Here is a 22481-nt window from a genome sequence, read left to right as displayed (position 1 = left end):
AATTGTTCGATGGCGAACGGTTGTTTTCCGGATTATTTCGGAAAAGGAAAAAGTCATGAAGGTCTGCTGGCGATTGACCCAGAGCGTTTGACGGCTAAAACACCCATCAAGTTTAGTAGAGAATGCCCCAAGAGCGTTTTGGAGAATATGATGACGGAACGGGTCGACGCCCACGGTTTGCAAGTGGCGAAAGAACTCTATGAGTTTATGAATGGCAAGGCATTGCCGGAGACCGGAGTTGATCAGGACCACTTCTGGAAAAGCCTGTCCGCACTGGTCCATGACCTGGCTCCAAAAAACCGCGCCCTATTGGAAAAACGCCACGCGCTCCAGGATCAAATCAACGCCTGGCACAAGGCCAATCCGGGCACACCGGACATGGCCGGTTACAAAACGTTCTTGAGCGACATTGGCTATTTGGTGCCGGAAGGGGCTGACTTCGACGTCGGCACCGCCAACATTGATCCGGAGATCGGCTCTGTTGCCGGACCGCAGCTCGTCGTGCCTGTGATGAATGCCCGTTACGCACTGAACGCCGCCAATGCCCGCTGGGGCTCTCTTTATGATGCGCTTTACGGCACCGATGCCATGGGCTCCAAACCGCAGGCCGGTGGCTATGACGAAGCTCGCGGTGCGGAGGTGATCGCATACGCCCGCAAGGTGCTCGACGATGCCGCACCGCTTGCCAGCGGCAGCTGGGCCGATGTCACCGGATTTGCGATTGAAAACGAAGCCCTGACAATTGCAACGGAATCCGGCAGCACGTCTCTGGCTGATGCGTCTCAGTTTGCTGGGTATTCCGGCGACATTGCTGCGCCTTACAAGATTTTACTTTCCAAAAACGGTCTCCATCTGGAAATCAACATCGACGGCAAGCACCCGATCGGTCAAACCGACAAGGCGCATATCTCCGATGTTGTTCTGGAGTCGGCGATGTCCACGATCATGGACTGCGAAGATTCTGTCGCAGCAGTCGATGCGGAAGACAAAATTGTTGTCTACACCAATTGGCTCGGCCTAATGAAGGGAGACCTTCAGGAGACGTTTGAAAAGGGCGGCGAGACCGTCACCCGTCAAATGCATGGCGACCGTCACTTCACCGCACCGGATGGATCTGCTCTCAGCCTGCACGGCCGTTCGCTTTTGCTGGTGCGCAACGTCGGTCACTTGATGACCATCGATGCTGTGTTGGACAAGGATGGTAATGAAGTGCCAGAAGGTCTTCTGGACGGCATGATTACGGCGCTGATTGGTCTCCATGACATCGGCGCCAATGGCCGCAACACCAACAGCCGTGCCGGGTCGGTCTACATTGTTAAGCCGAAGATGCACGGTCCGGAAGAAGTTGCCTTTGCCTGCGAAATTTTCGACCGGGTCGAAGACGCGCTGGGCATGGACCGCAACACTCTGAAAATGGGCATTATGGACGAGGAACGCCGCACCACGGTGAACCTGAAAGAGTGCATTCGCCAGGCCAAGGACCGGGTGTTCTTCATCAACACCGGTTTCCTGGACCGGACTGGCGATGAAATGCACACTTCCATGGAAGCCGGCCCGATGATCCGCAAGGGTGACATGAAGGCCGCGACTTGGATCGGAGCTTACGAAAACAACAATGTCGATGTCGGCCTTGCGTGCGGCCTTCCAGGGCACGCGCAAATCGGCAAAGGCATGTGGGCCATGCCGGACCTGATGAACGCGATGCTGGATCAAAAATCCGGCCATCCGATGTCTGGTGCCAACACGGCCTGGGTTCCCTCGCCGACAGCAGCGACCCTGCATGCGCTGCACTACCACAAGATTTCCGTTTCCGGCCGTCAGGCTGAACTGAAAACCCGGGATGCAGCCAAACTGGATGACATTCTGTCGATCCCGGTGGCCGAGCGGCCGAACTGGGCTCCGGACGATATCCAGGCAGAACTCGACAACAACGCACAAGGCATCCTGGGCTACGTCGTGCGCTGGGTTGAGCAAGGCGTCGGTTGTTCCAAGGTTCCGGACATCAACAACGTCGGCCTGATGGAAGACCGCGCAACCCTGCGCATTTCCTCCCAGCACATGGCCAACTGGTTGCATCACGGCGTTTGTTCAGAAGAGCAGATTGTTGAGACCATGAAGAAAATGGCCAAAGTCGTTGATGGTCAAAACGCCGGCGATCCGCTGTATCGGCCAATGGCAGATGACTTTGACGGGTCTGTTGCGTTCCAGGCTGCCTGTGAACTGGTTCTGGAAGGCACCAAACAGCCGAACGGTTATACTGAGCCGGTGCTGCACCGCCGCCGGATCGAGTTTAAGGCCAAGACTGCGGCATAAAGCTGCTGTTGGACTAGCTGATCAAAACCCTGCATGGCTTCCATGCGGGGTTTTTTATTGGTTCAGTGGCTTTGCGTGTGATGGGGTGTTGCATTTAATGGGCGATACTATGGCTGGCAATTTCCCGTAGTTTGAGGTACGGCGGAAGCATGCGTTCATTCTTGACCGTCCTTTTGATGATTGTCTTTACAGCCGTGCATGGCCTTCCTGCTGCGGCTGAAACCGCGCAGGCTGCGCCGGTCAAGATGGATGCCCTGACACTGGACATGACTGCGCATGGTGCTGGGCAACTTTTTGCAAAAACCAAAAGTGTGCATGACCTGGCGCAGATTATGAACTGCTGCGGTTCCGACATCGCGGACGCAAACACGCATACCAGCTCAAAGTGCGCGAGCGACTGTGTGACCTTGATGCCGATGGCTCAAAAAGTGACCCTGCCAAGGGTTCTACGAGAGCACGCAGACGCAAACACGACGGTGAAATCTGCTGCACCGCCTGTTGCCGATCACCCTCCGCAAACAGTCTGAAACGAGCGGGATACCTGTCCCGCAAAAGGCCGGATTCTAACGTCCGGCAGAATTTCTCTCTGACTGTAAAAGGGGTATCCAATGCCCAATTTATTCGCGCGATCCCACTCCGGATGGGACCGTTTTTCAGGTTATGAAAAGTCAAGGCGCTCCTGGCAGGCGGCATTTATGCTGATTTGTTGTCTGGCAATGGTTGGCGGCACCATGATTGTGGTTGCCAGTGCACCGGCAGGAAGTTCCTTTGCGGACCGGTTTTGGCTCGTGCTGCCATTGATTGGCTGTGCCGCGCTGCATTTGATCATGCACAAAATGATGGGCGGATGTGCCCTTACCGCCCTCGGCAAAAACAACAAGAACGGAGAAAGATCCGATGTTTAACCTGAAAACTCTGTATGCCGGTGCGGTGGTGGCTGCACTGACATTGACACCCGTTCTTGCGGATGAAGAAAAGTCTGTCACCGTCTACAAAACGCCGTGGTGCGGCTGTTGTCATGTATGGGCTGAAGAGGTTGCTAAAGCTGGCTATTCGGTCAAGGTGCATGACATGGAAGATCTGACCAGCATCAAAAAACAAGCTGATGTTCCCGATGATATGCAAGCGTGCCATACGGCCGTCGTCGGCAAGACGCACAAATATGTACTGGAAGGTCATGTGCCGCTTCAGGCGATGGACAAACTGATGAGCGAGCGACCGGATATCCACGGCCTCGCGGTTGCCGGAATGCCAATGGGATCACTTGGTATGGATTACGATCCGGGCGCCGAGTATCTGGTGCATGCCTTGCCGCAAAAGCGCGGCGACGCACCGACCGTTTATATGCGCATGGGTGAGCCTGAATAGTCTGCCTGTACGAAGACCTGGTCTTGATGGAAACGGCGGGCTCGAGTGGGGGCGCCGTTTCCGACTGCTGGGGTTCGGTCCCAAGTGTCTCAATATGCATCTCCGGTTACGCAAAAACGCAACTGCAAAAATCCGGACGAGCAAAGCGGCAGTTTTCTGCAGTTGAGTCCGATTGATTAACCCGGACGTGATAAGCTTGTTTGATCGAGTACCAGTTGGATCATAAATCGATGTGATTTGATATGACCTGGACGCATGTATCAGTCATTACCTTAGCGATTGGTGGCGGGCTGGCCTTTGCCGCGGTCAGCGGATACGGCCCTGGGTGGATGGGGTCGTCGGATCGTGCCATATTAAAGCCGGAAAACCTGGAAATTGTTTCGGCCGGTGAGCAAATATATCGCGACAATTGTGCGAGTTGCCACGGCCAAAACCTTGAAGGCGAGGCCAATTGGGGGGTGTCCAATCCAGATGGTACGATGCCTGCCCCGCCGCACAATGAAACTGGTCATACCTGGCACCATGGATCGCAGTTGCTGTTTGATCTGACCAAACACGGGCTTGACGAAGTCGCTGGCGGCGATGGTTATTCAACGAACATGCCCGCCTTCAAGGACGTGTTGACCGATCAGGAGATCATCGCTGTCTTATCCTTCATCAAATCCACCTGGCCGAAGGAAATTCAGGTCCGTCATGACGAGCTTGACGCGGCTTTGGCGCGGGGAGGGTAGATGCTGGAGTATTTGCGGGTGCGGGCTCAAAACTGACACGATTTTGGCTGGTGTTTTAGCGTAAGTTCGAGCGGAGAACGTTCGAGGCAGGGCCGGAATCTGGTTAAGGGTCTTAACGCTGCACGGCGATGCCAATGACCGGTTTTCGTGTTTGATTTAGCGAGCCCTAGGCGGGTGTTGCAGAAGAAGGCTATGTGTCCCGTGTTTCCTTCCCTTTTAGTTCTCATTATCGGTCTTTTTTGATCAGCCAGATCAAGTTGATTTGAACCTTCGCGTTTAAACTCAATGCGCCATCTGGACGCGTCCGGATAGTCGCAAGGTGAGGAAGGCTTGATTCAACTGAATTCAATTTAGGCGGTCTGGTTGTTGGGTTGCTTGTGAACCCAGATTTCAGTCGTGCTGTCAGTTGCGTTAAAAAATTGCCTCAAATGGAATTGGAAGTGAAAGAAATACGTATAGTCAAAAGAGCAACATGAATAAGTAGAAATGTCTAATGTTTAGTGCTAATGAAAATAAATATAAATAGAAAATTAATTCTCTCTACGGAATTTTGATAAATATCAAGCGCAATTTAAACAAAAAATGTGAAAAATACACAATCGTGAAGTGAGGTTTGTTGCGTCGATAGGTAAAATATTGGACGCCCGAATTACGGACCTGAGGCATTGCTGGCCGAGCAAATGTCGGTCTGACTAGTCAGGTGTAAGTAAGGAAGGCAGCCGCCGTTTGAGGTAATTGGGAGTTTTTAAGTAATAAATTGTGAGTGCAATTCATGTGCAAGGTAGATTTATGGAATAGGTGGCGGTGATGGTGCGGAGCTTTCATACACGTGCGCGGATAGGCCTCATTATTCATCTTGCCTGGGCGTTCGGGTTTGTTGCACTTGTTTTCTTCTATCTCACGTTTTCCATGTTACTTCATGGCATTTCTGAACTTCGGCAAGATGAAAAAGTCATTGGTGAGTTATACTTCAATTTTCCGAGCCAAGACGTCTTGGTTGGTGCGGAGGTGGAAAACGCCTCCCAAGACATTTCAAGTATATGGCTGATTACCTTTTATCATCTAAATAAAAATCATGAAAAACTTTATGGAATAATTGGCGGTTCTGGTTTTGTTGAAATATCAATGGAAATCAACGAGATAGAGCAAAGAATAAAAAATGTTTTCAACGAAGTTGATAACGAAATTAACATAGAAACATTTGCTAGAGATGTAAGGATGTCCCTTGTGCGAGTAAGGGAAGTCTTAAGAAAAGGGTATCTCGACATTCAAAGGGAAATTGAAGGGCTCGAGGACCATGTCCATGCCCTTTTCAATATCTTGATCGGATCCTTCTGTATTTGGACTATTGCAGGAGGTTTGCTTGCGAAAGAACTAATCCTGCGGCCGCTGAAAGAAATAGGCGGAGACATAAAGCAGCTGGGTGTGGACTTGTCGCGCCGTTTGCCAAACAAGGGCAACGGTGAGTTGGGTCGGTTCTGTTTAGAAGTCAATCGCATGGCTTCTGATCTGGAACGAACGCACGCTTCAAGAACAGAACTTGAGAAAGAAATTCTGCTCCGTATGTCTTTGGAAGAGAAGGTGAGTGCCTTTTTCGACCAAGACATCAGCTTTCACATGATAATTAAGTCTGATGGACAGGTTGTCCGTGTAAACAAAGCCTTGCAGCAACTGTTGTTTGATGAAGAGGCGGGAAGTAGCGGACTCGATATATATGATTATGTCCACCGAAATGACACGGAAAAGCTTCGAGACGCCCTTATAGAGATTGGCAAAAAGCCAGGAGGTCTGCGAGTAGACATCCGGTTCCGTGCAAGCAATGGACTGTTCCGGCTTCTGTCCTGTGCGCTAAACCTGAGCGCTGACGCAAACACCGTCTACTTCGCTGCACTTGATATCACCGATCGTGAAGAGGTTGAGGAAAATCTGCGCCTCAGCGCCAGTGTATTCACGTCTGCCATGGAAGGGATCGTGATTACGGACAGGTCGGGCACCATCATCAATGTGAACAACGCGTTCTCAGTGATCACCGGTTATTCCCCTGACGAGATTATCGGCAAAAACCCAAGGGTTTTGCAGTCCGGACTACAGGACAAAAACTTTTATAAAGAGATGTGGAACTGTATCGCTGAGCAGGGCTTCTGGCGCGGCGAAATGTGGAACAAGCGGAAGAATGGTGAGGTATATCCGGAGCTGCTGACCATCAGTGCGGTCCGGGATGAACGCGGAGAACCGTCGCATTACATCGGAATGTTTTCCGATATCTCCCGGTTAAAGCAACATGAAACAAAATTGCAGCAACTGGCTCATTTTGATGCGCTGACGGGTTTACCCAATCGGGTGCTTCTCACTGAGCGTATCCGGGAAAAACTGCGGTGGGCAAAGCGCACCGGTGCCAGAGTCGCTGTCGGTTTTATTGATTTGGATGATTTCAAAGGCATAAATGAAATTCACGGTCACGAAACAGGTGACCAGTTGCTGGTTGCTGTTGCCGAACGGTTGGCGGGCGACCTTCGCGACAATGACGTTCTGGCACGTATAGGGGGCGATGAATTTGTCGTTGTTCTGGGAGAAGTAGATGATGAGGATGAGGTCGATATCGTTTTTGATCGCCTGCTGAATAAATTTCAGGAGCCTTTCAAATTAATTGATGCGGTGGTTTCGACAACGGCAAGTATCGGGATCGCCAATTTTGACCGCAGCAATGAAGTGGACTCTGGCCTACTCCTAAGACGGGCGGACATGGCGATGTACCGGGCGAAGTTGTACGGTCGGAACTGCTGTTTCCACTTCGATCCGCAAGAGGATACGGAAATTCAGCGAAACTCCGCCATGATCCGGGAAGTTGGAAACGCCCTCATAAATGATGAATTCATACTAAATTACCAGCCAAAAATAGATTTGCGGACAGGTGAAATAATCGATGTAGAGGCGCTCATTCGCTGGCAGAAACCGGATGGGAAAATCATCATGCCAGGGGATTTCCTGCCGTTGATTGAAGATGACGACGTCATCATCAAGATCGGGGAACGCGTCATCGAGTTGGCATTCAAGCAGCTTGCGTCCTGGGACAAGCAGGAAATTCCCTATGGTGTCAGCGTCAATATTGCTGCCCGGCAACTGCAAAGCCCGGACTTTGCAAGACAATTCGAAAAGCTCGTTGCGAACCAGCCGGCAGAACTGATCGAAAAACTCGAGATTGAGATACTCGAAACAACGGCGATCAATGCCCCAGACGTGGTTATCCAGCAAATGCAGAGATTGATTGATCTCGGTGTGACTTTTTCGCTCGATGATTTCGGAACAGGCTATTCATCGCTCACGTATTTGCGGGAGCTGCCGGTCTCCAAAATCAAGATCGACCAAGGGTTTATTCAACGGATCTTGAAAGACCAGTCAGACCAAAAGATCCTGCATGGCACCATTTCTCTCGGCAAGTCGTTTGGATTGGACGTTGTTGCCGAGGGCATGGAAACGGACGCGCACGGGTATTGGCTCTTGGAGCATGGCTGCTATTTGGCGCAAGGTTATGGGATCACCAAACCGCTTCCTGAAGCAGAGTTTATGCGGTGGCGTGCGGCCTGGATGTCCGACAACCCTTGGAAAACACCTTACAAACAAGCTTCGGCCAGTTGATCGAGAAAGCTATGCCCAGTCTACGCCGGTGGGCTCAAAGCGGTGCCGCCGGAGTTTCTTGCAAGCCGAGGTGGAGCTCGGCGCCGGTGTAGGGATGAGTGCGAGCGACGTCTTCGTTGAGGTCGTGGCCAAGCCCCGGTTCAGGTGAAGGAATGATGTATCCGTTTTCCCAGCGGATCGGAGTTTTCAAAAGGTCGGCATAAAACCCATCGAATGTGCGGATCGATTCCAGCACCAGGAAATTCGGGCTGCAGGTGGCCAGCTGAATGTTGGCAAGCGCTACCAAAGGTCCGCAATAAAGATGCGGGGCGATCTGCGCGGAATGGCATTCGGCCATCGCCGCGATCTTTTTGGCCTCCAGAAGGCCGCCAACCCGGCCAAGGTTCATTTGCAGGATGCTGGCTGCACCCGTCTCCAGGACACGCGAAAACTCATATTTTGTGCAGAGGCGCTCGCCGGTCGCCACCGGAATGGAGGTGTAGCGGGCCACTTCCGCCATATCTTCGGGTTTTTCCGGCGGGATTGGCTCTTCAAACCAAAGCGGATCATAAGCTTCCAGGCGCCGCGCCATGCGCTTGGCGCCGGAAACGGTGAATTGCCCGTGGGTGCCGAACAGGAGATCTGCCTTCGTGCCGACCGCCTCGCGGATCTTGCGGCAAAAGGCCTCGGAACGCTCCAGATCTTCCAGGCTCGGCTGATGGCCGTCATAGATGGTGTAGGCGCCGGCCGGATCGAATTTGACGGCTGTAAATCCCTGTTCAACCGCTTTCGCTGCGGCCTTTGCCGCCATATCCGGATCATTGTAGACGTTGGGTTTGTCCGGATCGGGATAAACATCGCCGCTAGCTGGATAAAGGTAGGTGTAGGACCGCAGCCGCTCATGCACCTTGCCGCCCAAAAGCTCATAGGCAGGTTTATCCGCCGCCTTGCCGATGATGTCCCAGCAAGCCATTTCAAGACCTGACAGAACACCCATGACGGTGACGTCGGGGCGCAAGGTGTAGCCGGCGCCGTAGGTCTTGTGCCACAGCTTTTCGATGTGGTGCGGATCTTCGCCTTCAAACTGGCGGGCAAACACATCCTCGGCCATCTGCGCCACCAGATGAGGACCGAAGGTGGCGTTATAAATCTCGCCATAACCGGTGATGCCGCAGGCCGTCACCAGCTTGACGAAGATGAAGTATCGCCCTCCGTGGCGGGGCGGCGGATTGCCGACGACGAAGGTTTCAATGGTGCTGAGTTTCACTGTCCTGCGTCCTAGCTCTGATTGCTGATGGTGATGGCTTTCACCTTGGTATAGGCGTCCAATCCTTCCCAGCCCTTTTCGCGGCCATAACCGGATTTTTTGTTGCCTCCGAACGGCAATTCCAGACCGCCGGCCCAATAGTCGTTTACCGAAACCTGGCCGCTGTCGAGCGCATGGGCAACCCGCATGGCCCGGCCGGTGTCGCGGGTGTAGACGCTGGCCATGAGGCCGAACTCGGTGCCATTGGCAAGCTCGATCGCTTCGTCTTCGGTTTCGAAATTCTGAACCGACAAGACGGGTCCAAAAATCTCATCCTGAACGGCCGGGTCATTGGCACGAAGATCGGCAATGATGGTCGGCTCAAAGAACCAACCCTTGCCGGTTTCCGGATCGGTGGTGATATCGCCGCCGGTCAGGATGTTGGCGCCGCGTGCTTTGGCGGCATCAACATGGGCCTTAATCCGGTCAAGATGCAGATCGGAATTGATCGCCCCCATGCCTGGGTTTTTCAGGCCATGGCCGACTTTCAATTTACTGGCGCGCTCCGTCAGGATCGCCAGCACCTCGTCGCGCAGGGATGTGTGCAAGACAAGGCGGGAGCCGGCAGAACAAATCTGGCCGGAATTGGAGAAGATCGCCCAATAAGCGCCGTCGGCGACCTTTTCAGGATCGGCATCTTCAAAGGCAATCAGCGGCGACTTACCGCCAAGTTCCAGGGTCAGACGGGTGACATTGGGGGCGGCTATTTGCGCTACATTGATACCGGTGGTCACGGAGCCGGTGAAGGTCAGTTGCTTGATGCGCGGATCTTGCGCCAATTTGGCGCCGACATCAGACCCAAGCCCGGTTACCACATTCACCAGCCCGTCCGGAACACCGGCTTCGGATAGGAGTTCAGCCATCACAAGGGCTGTGAAGGGTGTCGTCTCTGCAGGCTTGGCAACAACAGAGCAGCCTGCCGCGAGCGCCGGGGCAACACCGCGTGCAAACGTCGAGGTGGGATAGTTCCAGGGAATGATGTGCCCTGTCACGCCGACCGGTTCGCGCACGGTGAAGGCTGTGTAGGCCGGGCCGAGGTTGACGGACCGACCATCGAGTTTGTCGGCCGCGCCTGCGTAATACTCAAACAGCCGGGCCGAGCCCTGAACATCGCCTTCAGCCTCAGCCAACGTCTTGCCGCTGTCGATCACTTCTAGAACTGCCAGGCGAGCAGCGTTTTCGCGGAAGACGCGGGCCACATTGTTGAGGATGCGGCAGCGTTCGCCCGGCGTGACCTGGCGCCAGTGTTTAGCGGCAAGTTCCGTGGTCTCTATTGCGCGGTCCATGTCGCTTTCAGTGCCAAGGGAAAACTCGGCAAAAGCCTCAGCTCGGGCCGGGTCAAAGCTTTCCATTTTCCGTGCTGAGGCGCCGGTGAACTTACCGCCGATGAAATGGCCGTCAGGAAGGTCCGGCAAGGAGCCTGTGTCGAGATAGGAATTTGCGAGGTCTTGAACTGTCATACGGTAGCTCTTTTTTGGTCTTCCAGAATGATGTCGGCGCCCCTTAGCGCGAGCATCATGGTCGGGGCATTTGTATTGCCAGAGGTGATATTGGGAAAGGCGGACGCATCGACAACACGCAAACGGTCAATGCCGTGAACTTTCAGCCGGGGATCCACCACTGAATTGGTTTGGTCTTTGCCCATCCGGCAGGTGGAAACCGGGTGATAGACGGTTCCGGCCCGCTCGCGGAAGTCGGCAAGCAGGGCGTCTTCATTCATCGTCAGAAGCTCGGGGCCTTGAGGCCGTTCAACAATGGCCTGAAGCGCTTTGGCCATCATGATTTTCTGGCAGAGTTTACCGCCGGCGATCACAGACTGCTGGTCCTCTTCCGTGGCCAAAGAATTGGGCTGGATGGCCGGAGCGGTGCTGCTGTAAGCGCTTTTGATTTCAATCCTGCCCCGGCTGGTCGGGCGGGCCGGCTGGGCGCAGATGATGAACCCATTGAAGGGGTCAAGCGCGAACCGGGACGAGTTTCCGGTCCGTTTCATTTGGTAGCTGATCGGATTGAAATAGATTTGCTGATCCGGTTGAGGCAACCAGGAGCGGGAGCGTAAGAACCCACCGCATTGATTGACCGACAGCGATAGCGGTCCCTTGCGGGAAAGCGCATATTGTAGTGCTGCCCGGGCTTGACCGAGAAGCGGCCGCAAGACCGCATTGAGAGTTGGTTCCTTGGCCCGGAACGTATAGGTCGCTGCCAGATGATCCTGCAGGTGGGCACCGACATTGCCGTTGTCTTGAACAACCGAAATGCCATGCGATTGCAGCAGGTTTCCAGGGCCAACACCGGATACTTGAAGCAGTTGCGGCGAGGCGATCGCACCGGCTGACAGGATAACCTCTTTGGCAGCAAAGAGTTTTTCGCCCGAAAGAAGTTCAACGCCTACAGCACAGGTGCCTTGAAACAGGATCTGCTTGACTTGAGTGTTGGTGCGCACGGACAAATTGGGCCGTTTGAGAGCCGGGCGCAGGAAGGCATAGGCTGAGGAACAGCGCCGGCCGTGACGGGTGTTGATGTGATAGGTCCCGGCGCCTTCCGGCTGACTGCCGTTGAAATCATCCGTCAGCGGCAATCCAGTCTCTTTGATGGCCGCAAAAAAATGCCGGTTTAACGCGTGTATCTGGCTGGACGTGTCTTGAACGTTGATTGGTCCGTCGCCTTGGGCCGCTCCATTTGTGCCGGTCTTGGTTTCCAGCCGCTCAAAGACTTTCCTGACTGAGTCCCAGCCCCAGCCGGCAGCTCCCGCATTTTCCCAATCCTTATAGTCCTGCGGCAATCCCCGGCAATAGACCATGGCATTGATCGATCCAGAGCCGCCAAGCAGCTTGCCGCGCGGCCAAAAGATGGTGCGTCCGTTCAGGCCATCATCCGCCTCCGTCATATACTGCCAGGTCTTGGACGGATCGGTATAGAGTTTGCTGTAACCGAGAGGAAGCGACACCCAGGGCGACCGGTCCGAGCCACCGGCTTCCAAGAGCAGCACAGTTATGTCTGGATCCGAGCTCAGCCGTTCGGCGAGGATACAGCCAGCCGATCCGGCGCCTATGATGATGTAATCGGCCTTTTGCACGTCTTACGAACTCCGCAAATCGAAAAGTCTTACAACTGTGCGCAAATTTGCCAGAAGCCTATAACGAAAAATTATTTGGCAGAACTTCGAAAAAATTTGAAGGACAGCGCTGAACTGAATAGGGTTTTGACTAGGCCGTGTGGTCGAATTTGAGATGCCTTTCGCTGGGATTTGCTGCGTTCAAGATCAAGAAAATCTGGCGCAGGTGATGCTGGTGCATCATCTAGGCGGATTTGCGCAGAGGATTGGGCGCAGCAGACCCAGCCCTTTGGGTGAGACAAAGGGCTGCAATCTGACGTGGACTGCCCTTTGACCGTATAACCGATACGCTCTTCAGGTCATTCCACGCCATCTTTCGCCCTTAATCTCACGAAAGGCGTCTCAAATTCGTCCACACGGCCTAGTGTCGCCGCTCCGTTCACCGTTAAACCGGAACATCGATGGCTTACAATTTACCGCCACTGCCTTGGCTTCGTGCTTTCGAAGCATCGGCCCGGTTAGGGAATTTCACCCGCGCAGCCGAGGAGCTTCTCATCACGCCTGCCGCGGTGAGTTACCAGGTTCGCCAGCTTGAACAGCATCTGGGCTACCCGTTGTTCGACCGGGTGCACCGGGAGCTGAAATTGACACGTCTCGGACAGACGTATCTGCCGTCGGTCGAGAAAGCCTTTTCAGATCTTTCGATTGCAACGGTGTCGGTTTTTGGTGGCCGGGAGCGCAAACCTGTGCGCTTCCGCTGCCTGAACAGTTTTGGCCATCTCTGGATGATCCCGAGGATTAGCGCCTTTGAAACGGAGTTTCCGGGGATTGATTTGCAGATGATTTCCGCTGCTTGGGCCGAAAGCCTTAATCCGGATCTTTTTGAAATCGATGTGCGCTTCGGCGACGGAACCTGGCGCGATGGCGCCGTCGAGCTCTTGGCTAATGATCCGGTTATCACTGTCTGCCATCCGGATCTTGCCCTGACAGGCAAAGACAGCGATGTCGTCCAGCTCAGCAAAGCCAAACGCCTGGATATCATGGGCGTGGCCGACACCTGGGAGAGTTTTTTCCGCCTTTTTGGTGAAACTGTTCCGGACCGCACGGGCCTACAGGTTGATCAGACGCTTTCGGCGCTCGAATTGGCAGCCCTTGGGCACGGCCACGCCCTGGTGCTGGAAACCCTGGCACGGCCTTATCTGGACACCGGTCGTTTGGTCCGCTCGACTAAAAAGAACATTGTCAGCCGCCACAGCTATTATCTCGTGACCTCAGGTCCGCGCCAGGCGTTAAGTCCGGAAGCGCAAACTTTTTGTGAATGGCTCATTCGGGAAATGAGGGCCTGACGTTACTTTCTATGGTCGTCAGGATCTTTTGTATCGTCGGTGTTCGTAACTTTGTACGCGACCAGATAGCCCCAAGCGGCATAGGCAGTGATTGCGCCGATGATAAAGCCCCATGTCTGGTCTTGATTGAAAAACTCCAGACCGGTCCACCCGGCGCAGAACAGGACAATAAGGACGCGCCGCCAAAGCGGATCGAGCCAGGGATGTTCAAACCCGCCAAACACAACTTTACCTTTCTACCAGATGCCGTTCCCATCAGCTGCTATGGCAGGCTTTCCTAGGGGAAGGTGGCAAGATATTGCGAAATATAGGAAAACGCGCCTGTTTTCCTAAGTTTTCGTCTTGCATCATTGTTCTTAAAATAACAAGGTAGCCGCGCTGCCTGATGCTGAAAAGGCTGCCATCGTCATGAATACCGGCGTGAGGATATGCTGACACCGCTCGACCTTCTGACAGCCAACGACACACCTGGCCAGCACCCGCCGTCCTATTATGCGGCGACTGCACGCTGGCAGACATCTTATCCGCCGCTTGATGGGGCTTCCCAGGCAGACGTTGTTGTGGTTGGTGGAGGGTACACTGGACTGTCAGCGGCTCTGCATCTGGCCGAAAGCGGGTTGAATGTTGTTCTGCTGGAAGCCAACCGGGTTGGCTGGGGCGCTTCCGGGCGTAACGGTGGACAAGTCGGATCGGGCCAACGCGTCGAACAGGACGTTCTGGAAGAGCGCCATGGAAAATCGCATGCCAGGCTGCTCTGGGAACTGGCTGAAGACTCCAAGGCGCTGGTCAAACATCTGATCGACAAACATCAGATTGCCTGCGACTACACCCCCGGCATCCTTCATGCAGACCATCGCGAGGGCTATGTCGAGGAGAGCCGCGACTACGTCGAGCATCTCCGTCTCACATATGGATATGATCAGATCCGATTTGTCGACGGCGATGAGATTGGTGATCTGGTCGGCAGCCCGAAGTACTTTGGCGGATCCCTGGATATGGGATCGGGGCACCTGCATCCGCTCAATTATGCCCTCGGCCTTGCGCGTGCGGCCGAAAAGGCGGGGGCCAAGATCTTTGAGGAAACTAAGGTCACCGAAACTGCCGAACAAAGCGACGGGACCGTGACTGTTTCAACGGACCACGGAATTGTCCGGGCCCGGCACCTTGTTCTCGCGTGCAATGGTTATCTCGGCAAGCTGGAAGCGGAAACGGCCGCACATGTCATGCCGATCAACAATTTCATCGTTGCGACAGAGCCGTTCTCCGAAGAGGACGCTAAGGCTTTGATCCGGGACAATGTTGCGGTGGCAGACAGCAAGTTTGTCATCAATTATTTCCGCCTGTCCGCCGACCGGCGGCTTTTGTTTGGTGGCGGTGAAAATTACGGCTACCGGTTCCCGGACGACATAAAATCATTTGTTCGCCGGCCCATGCTGGAAATCTTCCCGCAGCTTAAAGACGCGAAAATCGACTATGGCTGGGGCGGGACCCTGGCAATCACCCCCAAACGCATGCCGTATTTTGCCCGCTTGAAGCCCAATATTCTGACAGCAACTGGATATTCCGGACATGGGGTTGCTATGGCAACACTGGGCGGACAGTTGATGGCCGAGGCAATTATGGGCACCGCAGGCCGGTTCGACGTCTTCGAAAGGCTCAACATCCCGGCTTTCCCAGGTGGCGACAAGCTGCGCTTTCCGCTTCTGGTGCTGGCCATGACCTGGTTCTCCCTTAGGGACCGGCTCGGGATCTAGCACAGTGCAGAAGAGGCAAGATCAACGCCAATTGGCCGGCAGTTATTGGGAGGCCAGCAGGCCGCCGCCCCGGGCAGACCGGCAATTGATCGGCAATGCGCAGTTTGATGTTGCCGTGATAGGCGCCGGATTTGCCGGCTTAAGCGCGGCAATGAAACTTGCCGAAGCTGGCGTATCTGTCTGCGTGCTCGAAGCAGAACATGTCGGTTATGGCGCTTCGGGTCGGAACGGCGGATTTTGTTGCCTTGGCGGAACCAAACTGAGCATTCACCAGCTTATCCAGCGCTACGGCCTGGATGGAGCGCGCAATTTCCTCGCCTATCAGGTGGCCGGGATCAATCAGGTTGCACAGCGTTTAAAGGCCTGGGGAGTTGATGCCGATTGCCACTCACAAGGGGAAATTACCCTGGCGCACCGGCCCCGTGATTTTGACGCGTTTAAAGCTGAAGCGGCATTCCTGAAGGACAAGTTCGGCATCAAGTCGCGGATCTTGGACAAGAGTGCGTTGACTGCAGAAGGATACGGCGGATCAGGCTTTTATGGCGGTCTGCACATGCCCTATGGCTTTGCGCTCAATCCGATGGCCTATCTTTATGGATTGGCGGACCAAGTCCGCAAGAAAGGTGGTCGGATTTTTGGCAAATCTGCCGTAACCGGTGTTGGCCGTGACGGGGACCGCTGGCGGCTGGACACGGAGCACGGTTTTGTCCGCGCCAAACGGGTCATCCTAGCTGGAAACGGTTATTCCAAAGAAACCGTGCCGAAATGGATTCATGGCCGGACCTTGCCGGTGATGTCGTCCATTCACGTGACGCGGCCTATGACTGATGAGGAACTGGCCGCCCAGGGCTGGACCTCGGACACAATGGCGTCCGACTCCCGGATCCTGTTGCACTATTTCCGGCTGATGCCCGATAAACGGTTCCTGTTCGGCACACGCGGCGGTATTTTTGAAAACGAGCCGGCGCTCAAAGCCATGCACAAACGGGCCCGGCACGATTTCAATACAATGTTTCCGGCCTGGAAAGGTGTTGAAAGCGAGTATCACTGGTATGGCAAAGTGTGCCTGTCCCGCAATCTGACACCGTTTGTTGGCCAAATTCCCGGTATGGACGGTCTGTATGCTGCGATGGGTTGGCACGGCAGCGGGGTGGCAATGGCGTCTCTTTCCGGTGAAAAAGTCGCGGGTTTGATTATGGGATCAGTTCGGCAGGAAGATTTGCCTGAACCGCTGCAACACCCCTTCAAACGATTTCCCTTTCCATCTCTTCGCAAACTCTATCTGCAAGGTGCCTATTGGTGGTACGGCTACCAGGATATGTGATGGTTTAGAGAACCGTTGCGAGAGGAAAGGGGAGGCCGATGCCGGCAACATCCAAGCAAGAACTGCTTGAGGTCACTCAGAAAGAATGGGTGAAATTGTTGGATGTGCTCGCCGAGTTACCTGCCATCCTGCGTCTTGAAAAGGATGCCGATGGAATTTCCGCCAAGGATATTGTTGGCCACCGCGCCCATTGGATCGAACTCTTCCTCGGTTGGTATCGCGACGGGCAAGCGGGAAACCCGGTCCACATTCCAGCGGAGGGGTACAAATGGTCTGAGACGGCGCGGTACAATGCGGATTTAAGAGACAGGCAGGCCGGGTTTTCCTGGGTTTCCGTTACTGCGATGCTCGAAGCCAATCACAGCGAACTCTTGGCACTCATCGAGAATCTCTCTGACAAAGACCTCTATGGTAGTCCTATGAAAGGCAGCCGTAGCAAGTGGACGGCGGGGCGCTTTGCCGAAGCCGCCGGGCCAAGCCACTATCGTTCAGCAGCGAAGTATTTGAAAAAACGGATGCGCGCTGCCAAAGCAGAGCGGCCGTGATCCTCAATCGGTCCGCTTGACGACCGCAACGTTGATCTGCCGCCAGAGTTCGAAGCCGAGTTTTTCATAAAGTGTGATGGCCGCTGTGTTGTTCGCAAACGCGTGCAGGATCGGCGTGTCCCCCCGTTGGCGGATTTGATCTGCTACAAAGAGCGACAGCTCGGATGCCAGACCGCGCCCGCGAAAATCTGGGTGCGTGCAGACACCGCTGACTTCTGTATACCCGTCGAAATCGAGACGTGTCCCGGCCATTGCTGCCAATTTGCCATCGATCCTGATGCCCCAATAGGAGCCGAGTTCGGGCGTGCGTTTGGTAAAGGGGCCCGGTTTGGTAAGGTCTGCCAGAGCAACCATCTCGGCTACGTCAGAGGAGCCTAGTGGCGTGATTTCGAGCTCTGATGATGGCGAAATCGGGTGGTTTTGGGTCATCAAGACACCAAAAGTGGTCATTTCCGCTTCGAGCGCGCCCGGAAGCGCAATCTCGGCCGCTTGCATCAGATACACCCGGTCATCACCCGGTGCGATCAGATCCGCCAACGCAGACAGCGCTTCCGGAGAATTGTCTTTGCTGGCAGCAAAGGGGGAGATCTCCGGATCGAAACGCCGGGCCAATCCATTCCCGAGTGACAGATGGGATTGACGGGAGGACAGGGCGGACCAGACGGTTTTTTGAAAGAGCGGGGTCATGCGTTTTGTTCTCCGTTGGTCTGTATGGCATCCCAATCAGGAAGGGTTTCAGCGTTGGTTCGTACCTTTAGCGGCTTGACTGAGAGCGCGTTCTCCAATTGGGTAAGCTGATCAAGCAAGGGGCCTGAAAGGTCTTGGCATGCATCTGTGACAGCCTGTGCGATGGCCGGCCAGAGACTTGTTTTCAGTTCCTGTACCAGTTGATTTCCCCGGTTAGTCAGCGCGACTTTCCGGACGCGCTGGTCGTGCGTGTCGGCCGCAGCGTGAACGAGACCGTCCTTTTTCATTTGATTGATCATGCGGGTGACACCTGGCTGGCTTTGCCCCAAAGCCTTGGCCAGATCGCCGATGCTCATGGGACCGTTTGTGTCCAGCGCTGCCAGGACAGGGTTCTGCGGTACTGGCAATTGGGCTTGAGAGCCGTCCAGTGCCAGCTCCGCTGTCTGGGCCTGCAGCAATTCGCCGAGGCGCTTGAGCCGGGATCCCAAGGTGGCGTAGCCAAGCGTTCTGACGATGTCTTTTGGCATATCAAATCCGATAACATAACAAGTTATATAACAATACATATTTAAGCTAGAAAAGGCAAATTTGAGCTTGAAGGTCTTCAGATGGGCAGCGCAAGAAACGAAATATCGGCATTAAAACAGCATGTTACTCAATTTCCTTGTCTTGGGAGTAAGCCGAAGTTCGATTGCTTGAAGGGATTATCCTCACGTCAAAACAACGGCCTTGACGGAGAAAGGAAAATATATAACCATAAAGTTATGGAACAAGTTGGTTATATACCTGCGGCGCCTAACCTGGATGCGGTGTTTGCCGCGCTCGCTGATCCGACGCGCCGGGCAATCCTGACAAAGCTGGCGCAAGGCGAAGCGTCTGTCACAGAGCTCGCTGAGCCTTTCGAAATCAGCCAGCCAGCGGTTTCAAAACACTTGAAAGTTTTGGAGCGGGCCGGGCTGATTGAACGGGGAATGGACAAGCAAAAGCGACCGGCGCAGCTCAAGGCCGAGCCGATGAAAGCTGCCATTGCCTGGTTAGAAGAGTTCAAGCGATTTTGGACAGGAAGTTTCGATCAACTGGATGATTTGTTGGAAGATTTGAAGGCCGCTCAAGGCCAAAAGGGAGAAGTGAATGACTGAATTGCCTGAATATGTCCTGACCCGGAAATTTAATGCACCTCGCGATCTTGTTTGGAAGACATGGACCGATCCGGACTTGCTAGCCCGCTGGTACGGGCCGGGTGTTGAAACAGTCATTCACCAGCTTGATGTGAAACCCGGTGGCCTGTGGCTTAACGAAATGCGCATGGGCGGTGGATCGCATTATCAGCGGGTCGAATATCTGGAGGTCAGTGAGCCGGATAGGCTGGTGTGGCTGCATTGCGTTTCTGACGCGGATTGGAATGTCTCGGCGAACCCAATGATGCCGGATTGGCCGCGCACCTTGATGACGACGGTAACCTTCAGTGACGATGGTGAAAACACCGAGCTCCAGCTCACCTGGGTGCCCCATGAGGCGACCGACGCGGAAATCGCCTGCTTTGCCAAAGCCATTTCAAGCCTTGATCAAGGCTGGGGCAAAGGCATGGAAATGCTCACAGAATTGCTTGCAGAACTGCAAAAGGAACCGGCTTGATACCAAAGGGACTTATGTTTTCAGCCTGCTGCAGCCCAATTCAGGAACCGCGTCCCAACGGGTTCCTGCATCGAAAACAGCTCACTGAGACGTCTCTAGGGTAGGGAGCACTTTTGTGTAATCGACCTCTTGCTATTTATTGTGTAGCAAACTAGATGCTACCAATAACATAGCATGAGGTTTGAGTGATGTTCACGGTCATTCCGGCGCTGGCCGCCGTTTCCGCGTCTTTCGGCTGGGCGTCCGGCATAGTTCTGGCGCAATGGCCGGCACGGGAACTGGGCGCCTTTGAGTTTACCCGCATTCAGCTCATCGCCTGTGCGGCGTTAATGTCAGGGCTTGCAAGTGCGCTGGGGCTTTGGCCGGGCCTTCATTCGATTGACGTGCCAGCTTACGCCGTCAGCGTGATTGCAGGCGTTTTGCTCGGAAATCTAGCCATGATCGCCTGTCTGCGCCAGGGCGGTCCCAGGCTGACCGAACTGCTGCTGTGCCTGAAGGCCCCTTTGGTGGCGATGATGGCTTATCTCTGGCTCGGCGAAACCTTGGCCTTGTCCGATATGGTTGGAGGCGCAGTTGTCATCGGCGGTATTATCCTGGCAATCCAAGCAACCACGCCTGAAGAAAACCAACAACACCGGTCCGCAAAGACCATGTGGAAGGTCGTTCTCCTTGGAACGGCCGCCGCAGCTTGTCAGGGCGGCGGGTTTCTCGCGGTCAAACCCATGCTGGAACAAGGCGCCGAACCAATTGCTGTAGCCGCCATCCGGTTGATCGGCGCTGCGGTCTTGATTTCGCTGATCGGTTTGTGGCCGGCAGGGATTATGCGCTCACAAGCGGAAGGCAGCCCGTATCTTCTTTTCCGGACGGTTTTGCCCGGTATCATCGGTTACGGCGTATCGTCGTCTCTGCTGCTATATGCCTTTGCTTACATGGAAGCCGGCCTTGCTGCCGTCCTCGGGTCTTTGTCGCCGATCTTTGTATTGCCGATCCTGTGGCGAACAACAAAACAGCGCCCGACACCAAAAGCGGTCTCGGGCGCTGTTTTGGCGGTGGTCGGCACCGCCATCATTGTTTTGACTTGAAGGCCGGCGGGACGCTTAGTCGAATTCCGCGCCCCGGACCCGGTAGGGGGTTATTTCCTTCCAGGCTTTCATCAAGGTGTCGAGCTCATCGTCGCCATGTGGCGGCAGCATAATCTGCAGCTTGACCAGAAGGTCGCCATGCCCACCGTTTTTGGTCGGCAGGCCTTTGCCTTTCAGCCGCATGGTTTTACCGCTGGAAGAGTTCGCTGGGATTGTCAGGTTGACCGCGCCGGAAAGTGTTGGCGTGCGGATCTTGGCACCCAGAATAGCTTCATAAAGGGCTACCGGCAGGTCAAGGTGCAGATCGGATCCTTTCACCTCGAACAGTTTGTGCGTCCGGAACCGGACTTCAATCATGGCATCGCCTGCCGCACCGCCCTGTTCGCCCGGATGTCCCTGGCCCTTCAGCCGGATCTTTTCGCCTTCCACAACGCCTTTTGGAAGAGTGACATTCACTGTCTTGCCGCTGGGCAGTGTAACTTGGGCCTTTCCCGAATTGATGATGTCTTCAAGAGAGACAGCCGCGATCAGGTCGGCGTTTTTCCCTTTGACAGCAGACGGCCTGCGCGCATGGGCTCCGCCAGCACCAGCAAATCCGCTAGCGCCCTGTCCTGGGCCTCCGCGTTTGCCCCGGCCACCGAAACCACCCAGAATATCGTTCAGGATATCGTCAAAACCGCCTGCTCCAGCTCCGGCTCCTGCACCGCCGGATGACCGGAAGCCCCGGTTTCCTCCAGCTGCGCCAAAGTCCTCGAAACCGGAAAAGCCTTCAAAGCCCCGCGATTGGAACTTCGGTTTGCCTTCCGCATCGATTTCGCCTCGGTCGAACTGGCCGCGTTTGTCCTTGTCGCCGATGATTTCATAGGCCTGATTGACTTCAGCAAAGCGTTGCTGTGCGCCGGGATCATCCTTGTTCTGATCCGGGTGGTATTTTTTGGCCAGCTTTCGAAAGGCCTTTTTGATGTCGCCCTCGTTGGCGGATTTCGCCACTCCGAGAACGCTGTAGGGATCACGCATTCATCTTACCAGTGTTCACTAGTTATGCCGGTCCGGACCGCTTCCTGCGCGGGTCCCAAAGCCCGGTAGGGCTTGGCCTGCACACCTCAGTCCGGCCTTCGTTATCCTGAATATCGTTACGGATAGGAAAAAATTCCAGTAGGCTGGAGCCGGACCAAGGTTCTTTTACAGTGAATTTCGGGTGGATCAAGCGTCGGCAACCGCCAAGGCAGTCACTGCGAATTTCTGCGTGATGTCGCGGCAAGCTGTTCCGGAATAAAGTTTGATCCCTGCAATGGTGTTGGCGGTGGTCTTAAACGTCAGGCATCCGGTCTGTGTGAAGGCCGAGGAGCTGACTTCAGAAACCGTTCCAGAATTGCCGCTGATTGCATTGAGCCATGGCAGGCTCAACCCATCGAGATTGGAACCGCGTTCAAGGTCCGCGTTCAGCGCGTCGAGATTTGCGGCAATGGCCAGCCGGTCTTCCGGGCTGAGGTCTGAGTAAGCAACATCTGCGGCAGATGGGATGGACCCGGTCAGAACCGTCGGTGTTTTGAGGTCATCGGTGCCGACCTGCATGCCCATCTGGCCGCAGCCGGCAAGTGCTCCCCCCAAAAGAACAGCAAAAACCATCACAGAACGGTTTTTCAAGGGGTAGATCTTGTTATGTCTGGCAGTATATGAACGCATATGGCGCATCACCAGATAGCCTTTCTTGGTGCGGCAT

General features: G+C 54.6%; 21 protein-coding genes. 13 read left to right on the top strand and 8 right to left on the bottom strand.

Going from position 1 to position 22481, the window contains the following annotated elements:
• The first annotated feature begins 150 nt into the window (after positions 1 to 150).
• The 6 genes from ACOOFE_RS20660 to ACOOFE_RS20635 all read left to right on the top strand — a co-directional run bounded on the left by ACOOFE_RS20660 (position 151) and on the right by ACOOFE_RS20635 (position 8048).
• Positions 151 to 2313, top strand: coding sequence for a malate synthase G (locus ACOOFE_RS20660; RefSeq protein ID WP_420411810.1), 2163 nt, complete (start codon positions 151 to 153; stop codon positions 2311 to 2313).
• 149 nt (positions 2314 to 2462) lie between these two features.
• Entirely contained in the window at positions 2463 to 2840 is a 378-nt protein-coding gene (locus ACOOFE_RS20655) for a hypothetical protein (RefSeq protein WP_420411809.1), read from the top strand.
• A gap of 168 nt (positions 2841 to 3008) precedes the next feature.
• A complete protein-coding gene (locus tag ACOOFE_RS20650) occupies positions 3009 to 3218 on the top strand; it encodes a hypothetical protein (RefSeq protein ID WP_420411808.1) in 210 nt (69 codons plus the stop codon).
• Positions 3211 to 3681, top strand: a complete 471-nt coding sequence (locus ACOOFE_RS20645) for a DUF411 domain-containing protein (RefSeq protein WP_420411807.1) — start codon at positions 3211 to 3213, stop codon at positions 3679 to 3681. The genes ACOOFE_RS20650 and ACOOFE_RS20645 overlap by 8 nt, the downstream gene beginning before the upstream one ends.
• A 242-nt stretch (positions 3682 to 3923) precedes the next feature.
• Positions 3924 to 4412: a c-type cytochrome gene (locus tag ACOOFE_RS20640; RefSeq protein WP_420411806.1), complete on the top strand. Its 489-nt coding sequence runs from the start codon at positions 3924 to 3926 to the stop codon at positions 4410 to 4412.
• Positions 4413 to 5219: 807 nt separating this feature from the next.
• Positions 5220 to 8048 (top strand): EAL domain-containing protein, encoded by a 2829-nt coding sequence (locus ACOOFE_RS20635; RefSeq protein WP_420411805.1) that lies wholly within the window; start codon positions 5220 to 5222, stop codon positions 8046 to 8048.
• Between the two features lie 34 nt (positions 8049 to 8082).
• On the opposite strand, the gene ACOOFE_RS20630 is transcribed toward ACOOFE_RS20635, so the two are convergent.
• The 3 genes from ACOOFE_RS20630 to ACOOFE_RS20620 are packed head-to-tail and all read right to left on the bottom strand — an operon-like array spanning position 8083 to position 12406.
• Positions 8083 to 9294, bottom strand: coding sequence for a mandelate racemase/muconate lactonizing enzyme family protein (locus ACOOFE_RS20630; protein WP_420411804.1), 1212 nt, complete (start codon positions 9292 to 9294; stop codon positions 8083 to 8085).
• An 11-nt stretch (positions 9295 to 9305) separates the two neighbouring features.
• Positions 9306 to 10793 (bottom strand): aldehyde dehydrogenase family protein, encoded by a 1488-nt coding sequence (locus tag ACOOFE_RS20625; RefSeq protein ID WP_420411803.1) that lies wholly within the window; start codon positions 10791 to 10793, stop codon positions 9306 to 9308.
• A complete protein-coding gene (locus ACOOFE_RS20620; RefSeq protein WP_420411802.1) occupies positions 10790 to 12406 on the bottom strand; it encodes a GMC family oxidoreductase in 1617 nt (538 codons plus the stop codon). The genes ACOOFE_RS20625 and ACOOFE_RS20620 overlap by 4 nt, the downstream gene beginning before the upstream one ends.
• 440 nt (positions 12407 to 12846) lie before the next feature.
• On the opposite strand from ACOOFE_RS20620, the gene ACOOFE_RS20615 reads away from it, so the two are divergent.
• The gene (locus ACOOFE_RS20615; protein ID WP_420411801.1) at positions 12847 to 13731 is read left to right on the top strand and encodes a LysR family transcriptional regulator; all 885 of its coding nucleotides are present in this window, start codon (positions 12847 to 12849) and stop codon (positions 13729 to 13731) included.
• 2 nt (positions 13732 to 13733) lie between these two features.
• Here ACOOFE_RS20615 and ACOOFE_RS20610 read toward each other — a convergent pair whose 3' ends face one another.
• Positions 13734 to 13955: a hypothetical protein gene (locus ACOOFE_RS20610; RefSeq protein ID WP_420411800.1), complete on the bottom strand. Its 222-nt coding sequence runs from the start codon at positions 13953 to 13955 to the stop codon at positions 13734 to 13736.
• A 204-nt stretch (positions 13956 to 14159) separates the two neighbouring features.
• On the opposite strand from ACOOFE_RS20610, the gene ACOOFE_RS20605 reads away from it, so the two are divergent.
• Genes ACOOFE_RS20605 through ACOOFE_RS20595 form a run of 3 tightly spaced genes read left to right on the top strand, consistent with a single transcriptional unit; the run spans position 14160 to position 17354 of the window.
• The gene (locus ACOOFE_RS20605) at positions 14160 to 15485 is read left to right on the top strand and encodes an NAD(P)/FAD-dependent oxidoreductase (RefSeq protein WP_420411799.1); all 1326 of its coding nucleotides are present in this window, start codon (positions 14160 to 14162) and stop codon (positions 15483 to 15485) included.
• Between the two features lie 4 nt (positions 15486 to 15489).
• Positions 15490 to 16809 carry an NAD(P)/FAD-dependent oxidoreductase gene (locus tag ACOOFE_RS20600; RefSeq protein WP_420411798.1) on the top strand — a complete coding sequence of 440 codons (1320 nt, stop codon included), beginning with the start codon at positions 15490 to 15492 and terminating at the stop codon, positions 16807 to 16809.
• 38 nt (positions 16810 to 16847) lie between these two features.
• Positions 16848 to 17354 carry a ClbS/DfsB family four-helix bundle protein gene (locus ACOOFE_RS20595; protein ID WP_420411797.1) on the top strand — a complete coding sequence of 169 codons (507 nt, stop codon included), beginning with the start codon at positions 16848 to 16850 and terminating at the stop codon, positions 17352 to 17354.
• 3 nt (positions 17355 to 17357) lie between these two features.
• On the opposite strand, the gene ACOOFE_RS20590 is transcribed toward ACOOFE_RS20595, so the two are convergent.
• Together ACOOFE_RS20590 and ACOOFE_RS20585 are read right to left on the bottom strand one after the other, a co-directional pair.
• Positions 17358 to 18041, bottom strand: a complete 684-nt coding sequence (locus ACOOFE_RS20590) for a GNAT family N-acetyltransferase (RefSeq protein ID WP_420411796.1) — start codon at positions 18039 to 18041, stop codon at positions 17358 to 17360.
• A complete protein-coding gene (locus tag ACOOFE_RS20585) occupies positions 18038 to 18568 on the bottom strand; it encodes a MarR family winged helix-turn-helix transcriptional regulator (RefSeq protein WP_420411795.1) in 531 nt (176 codons plus the stop codon). The genes ACOOFE_RS20590 and ACOOFE_RS20585 overlap by 4 nt, the downstream gene beginning before the upstream one ends.
• Positions 18569 to 18805: 237 nt before the next feature.
• On the opposite strand from ACOOFE_RS20585, the gene ACOOFE_RS20580 reads away from it, so the two are divergent.
• The 3 genes from ACOOFE_RS20580 (at position 18806) to ACOOFE_RS20570 (ending at position 20758) form a co-directional block, all read left to right on the top strand.
• Positions 18806 to 19180 carry an ArsR/SmtB family transcription factor gene (locus tag ACOOFE_RS20580; RefSeq protein WP_420415613.1) on the top strand — a complete coding sequence of 125 codons (375 nt, stop codon included), beginning with the start codon at positions 18806 to 18808 and terminating at the stop codon, positions 19178 to 19180.
• Positions 19173 to 19676, top strand: a complete 504-nt coding sequence (locus ACOOFE_RS20575) for an SRPBCC family protein (RefSeq protein ID WP_420411794.1) — start codon at positions 19173 to 19175, stop codon at positions 19674 to 19676. Before ACOOFE_RS20580 ends, ACOOFE_RS20575 begins: the two co-directional genes overlap by 8 nt.
• A 188-nt stretch (positions 19677 to 19864) precedes the next feature.
• Positions 19865 to 20758 (top strand): DMT family transporter, encoded by an 894-nt coding sequence (locus ACOOFE_RS20570; RefSeq protein WP_420411793.1) that lies wholly within the window; start codon positions 19865 to 19867, stop codon positions 20756 to 20758.
• Between the two features lie 15 nt (positions 20759 to 20773).
• Here the strand turns inward: ACOOFE_RS20570 and ACOOFE_RS20565 are convergent, their stop codons facing one another.
• The gene (locus ACOOFE_RS20565; protein WP_420411792.1) at positions 20774 to 21775 is read right to left on the bottom strand and encodes a DnaJ C-terminal domain-containing protein; all 1002 of its coding nucleotides are present in this window, start codon (positions 21773 to 21775) and stop codon (positions 20774 to 20776) included.
• Positions 21776 to 21961: 186 nt separating this feature from the next.
• On the bottom strand, positions 21962 to 22444 hold the full coding sequence (locus ACOOFE_RS20560; protein WP_420411791.1) for an RT0821/Lpp0805 family surface protein: 483 nt from the start codon (positions 22442 to 22444) through the stop codon (positions 21962 to 21964).
• Positions 22445 to 22481 lie beyond the last annotated feature (37 nt).

The sequence above is a fragment of the Roseibium sp. genome, assembly GCF_965216085.1.
GTDB lineage: Bacteria > Pseudomonadota > Alphaproteobacteria > Rhizobiales > Stappiaceae > Roseibium.
The sequence above is the reverse complement of the archived record's forward strand: the minus strand, read 5'-3'. Positions and strand labels throughout refer to the sequence as shown.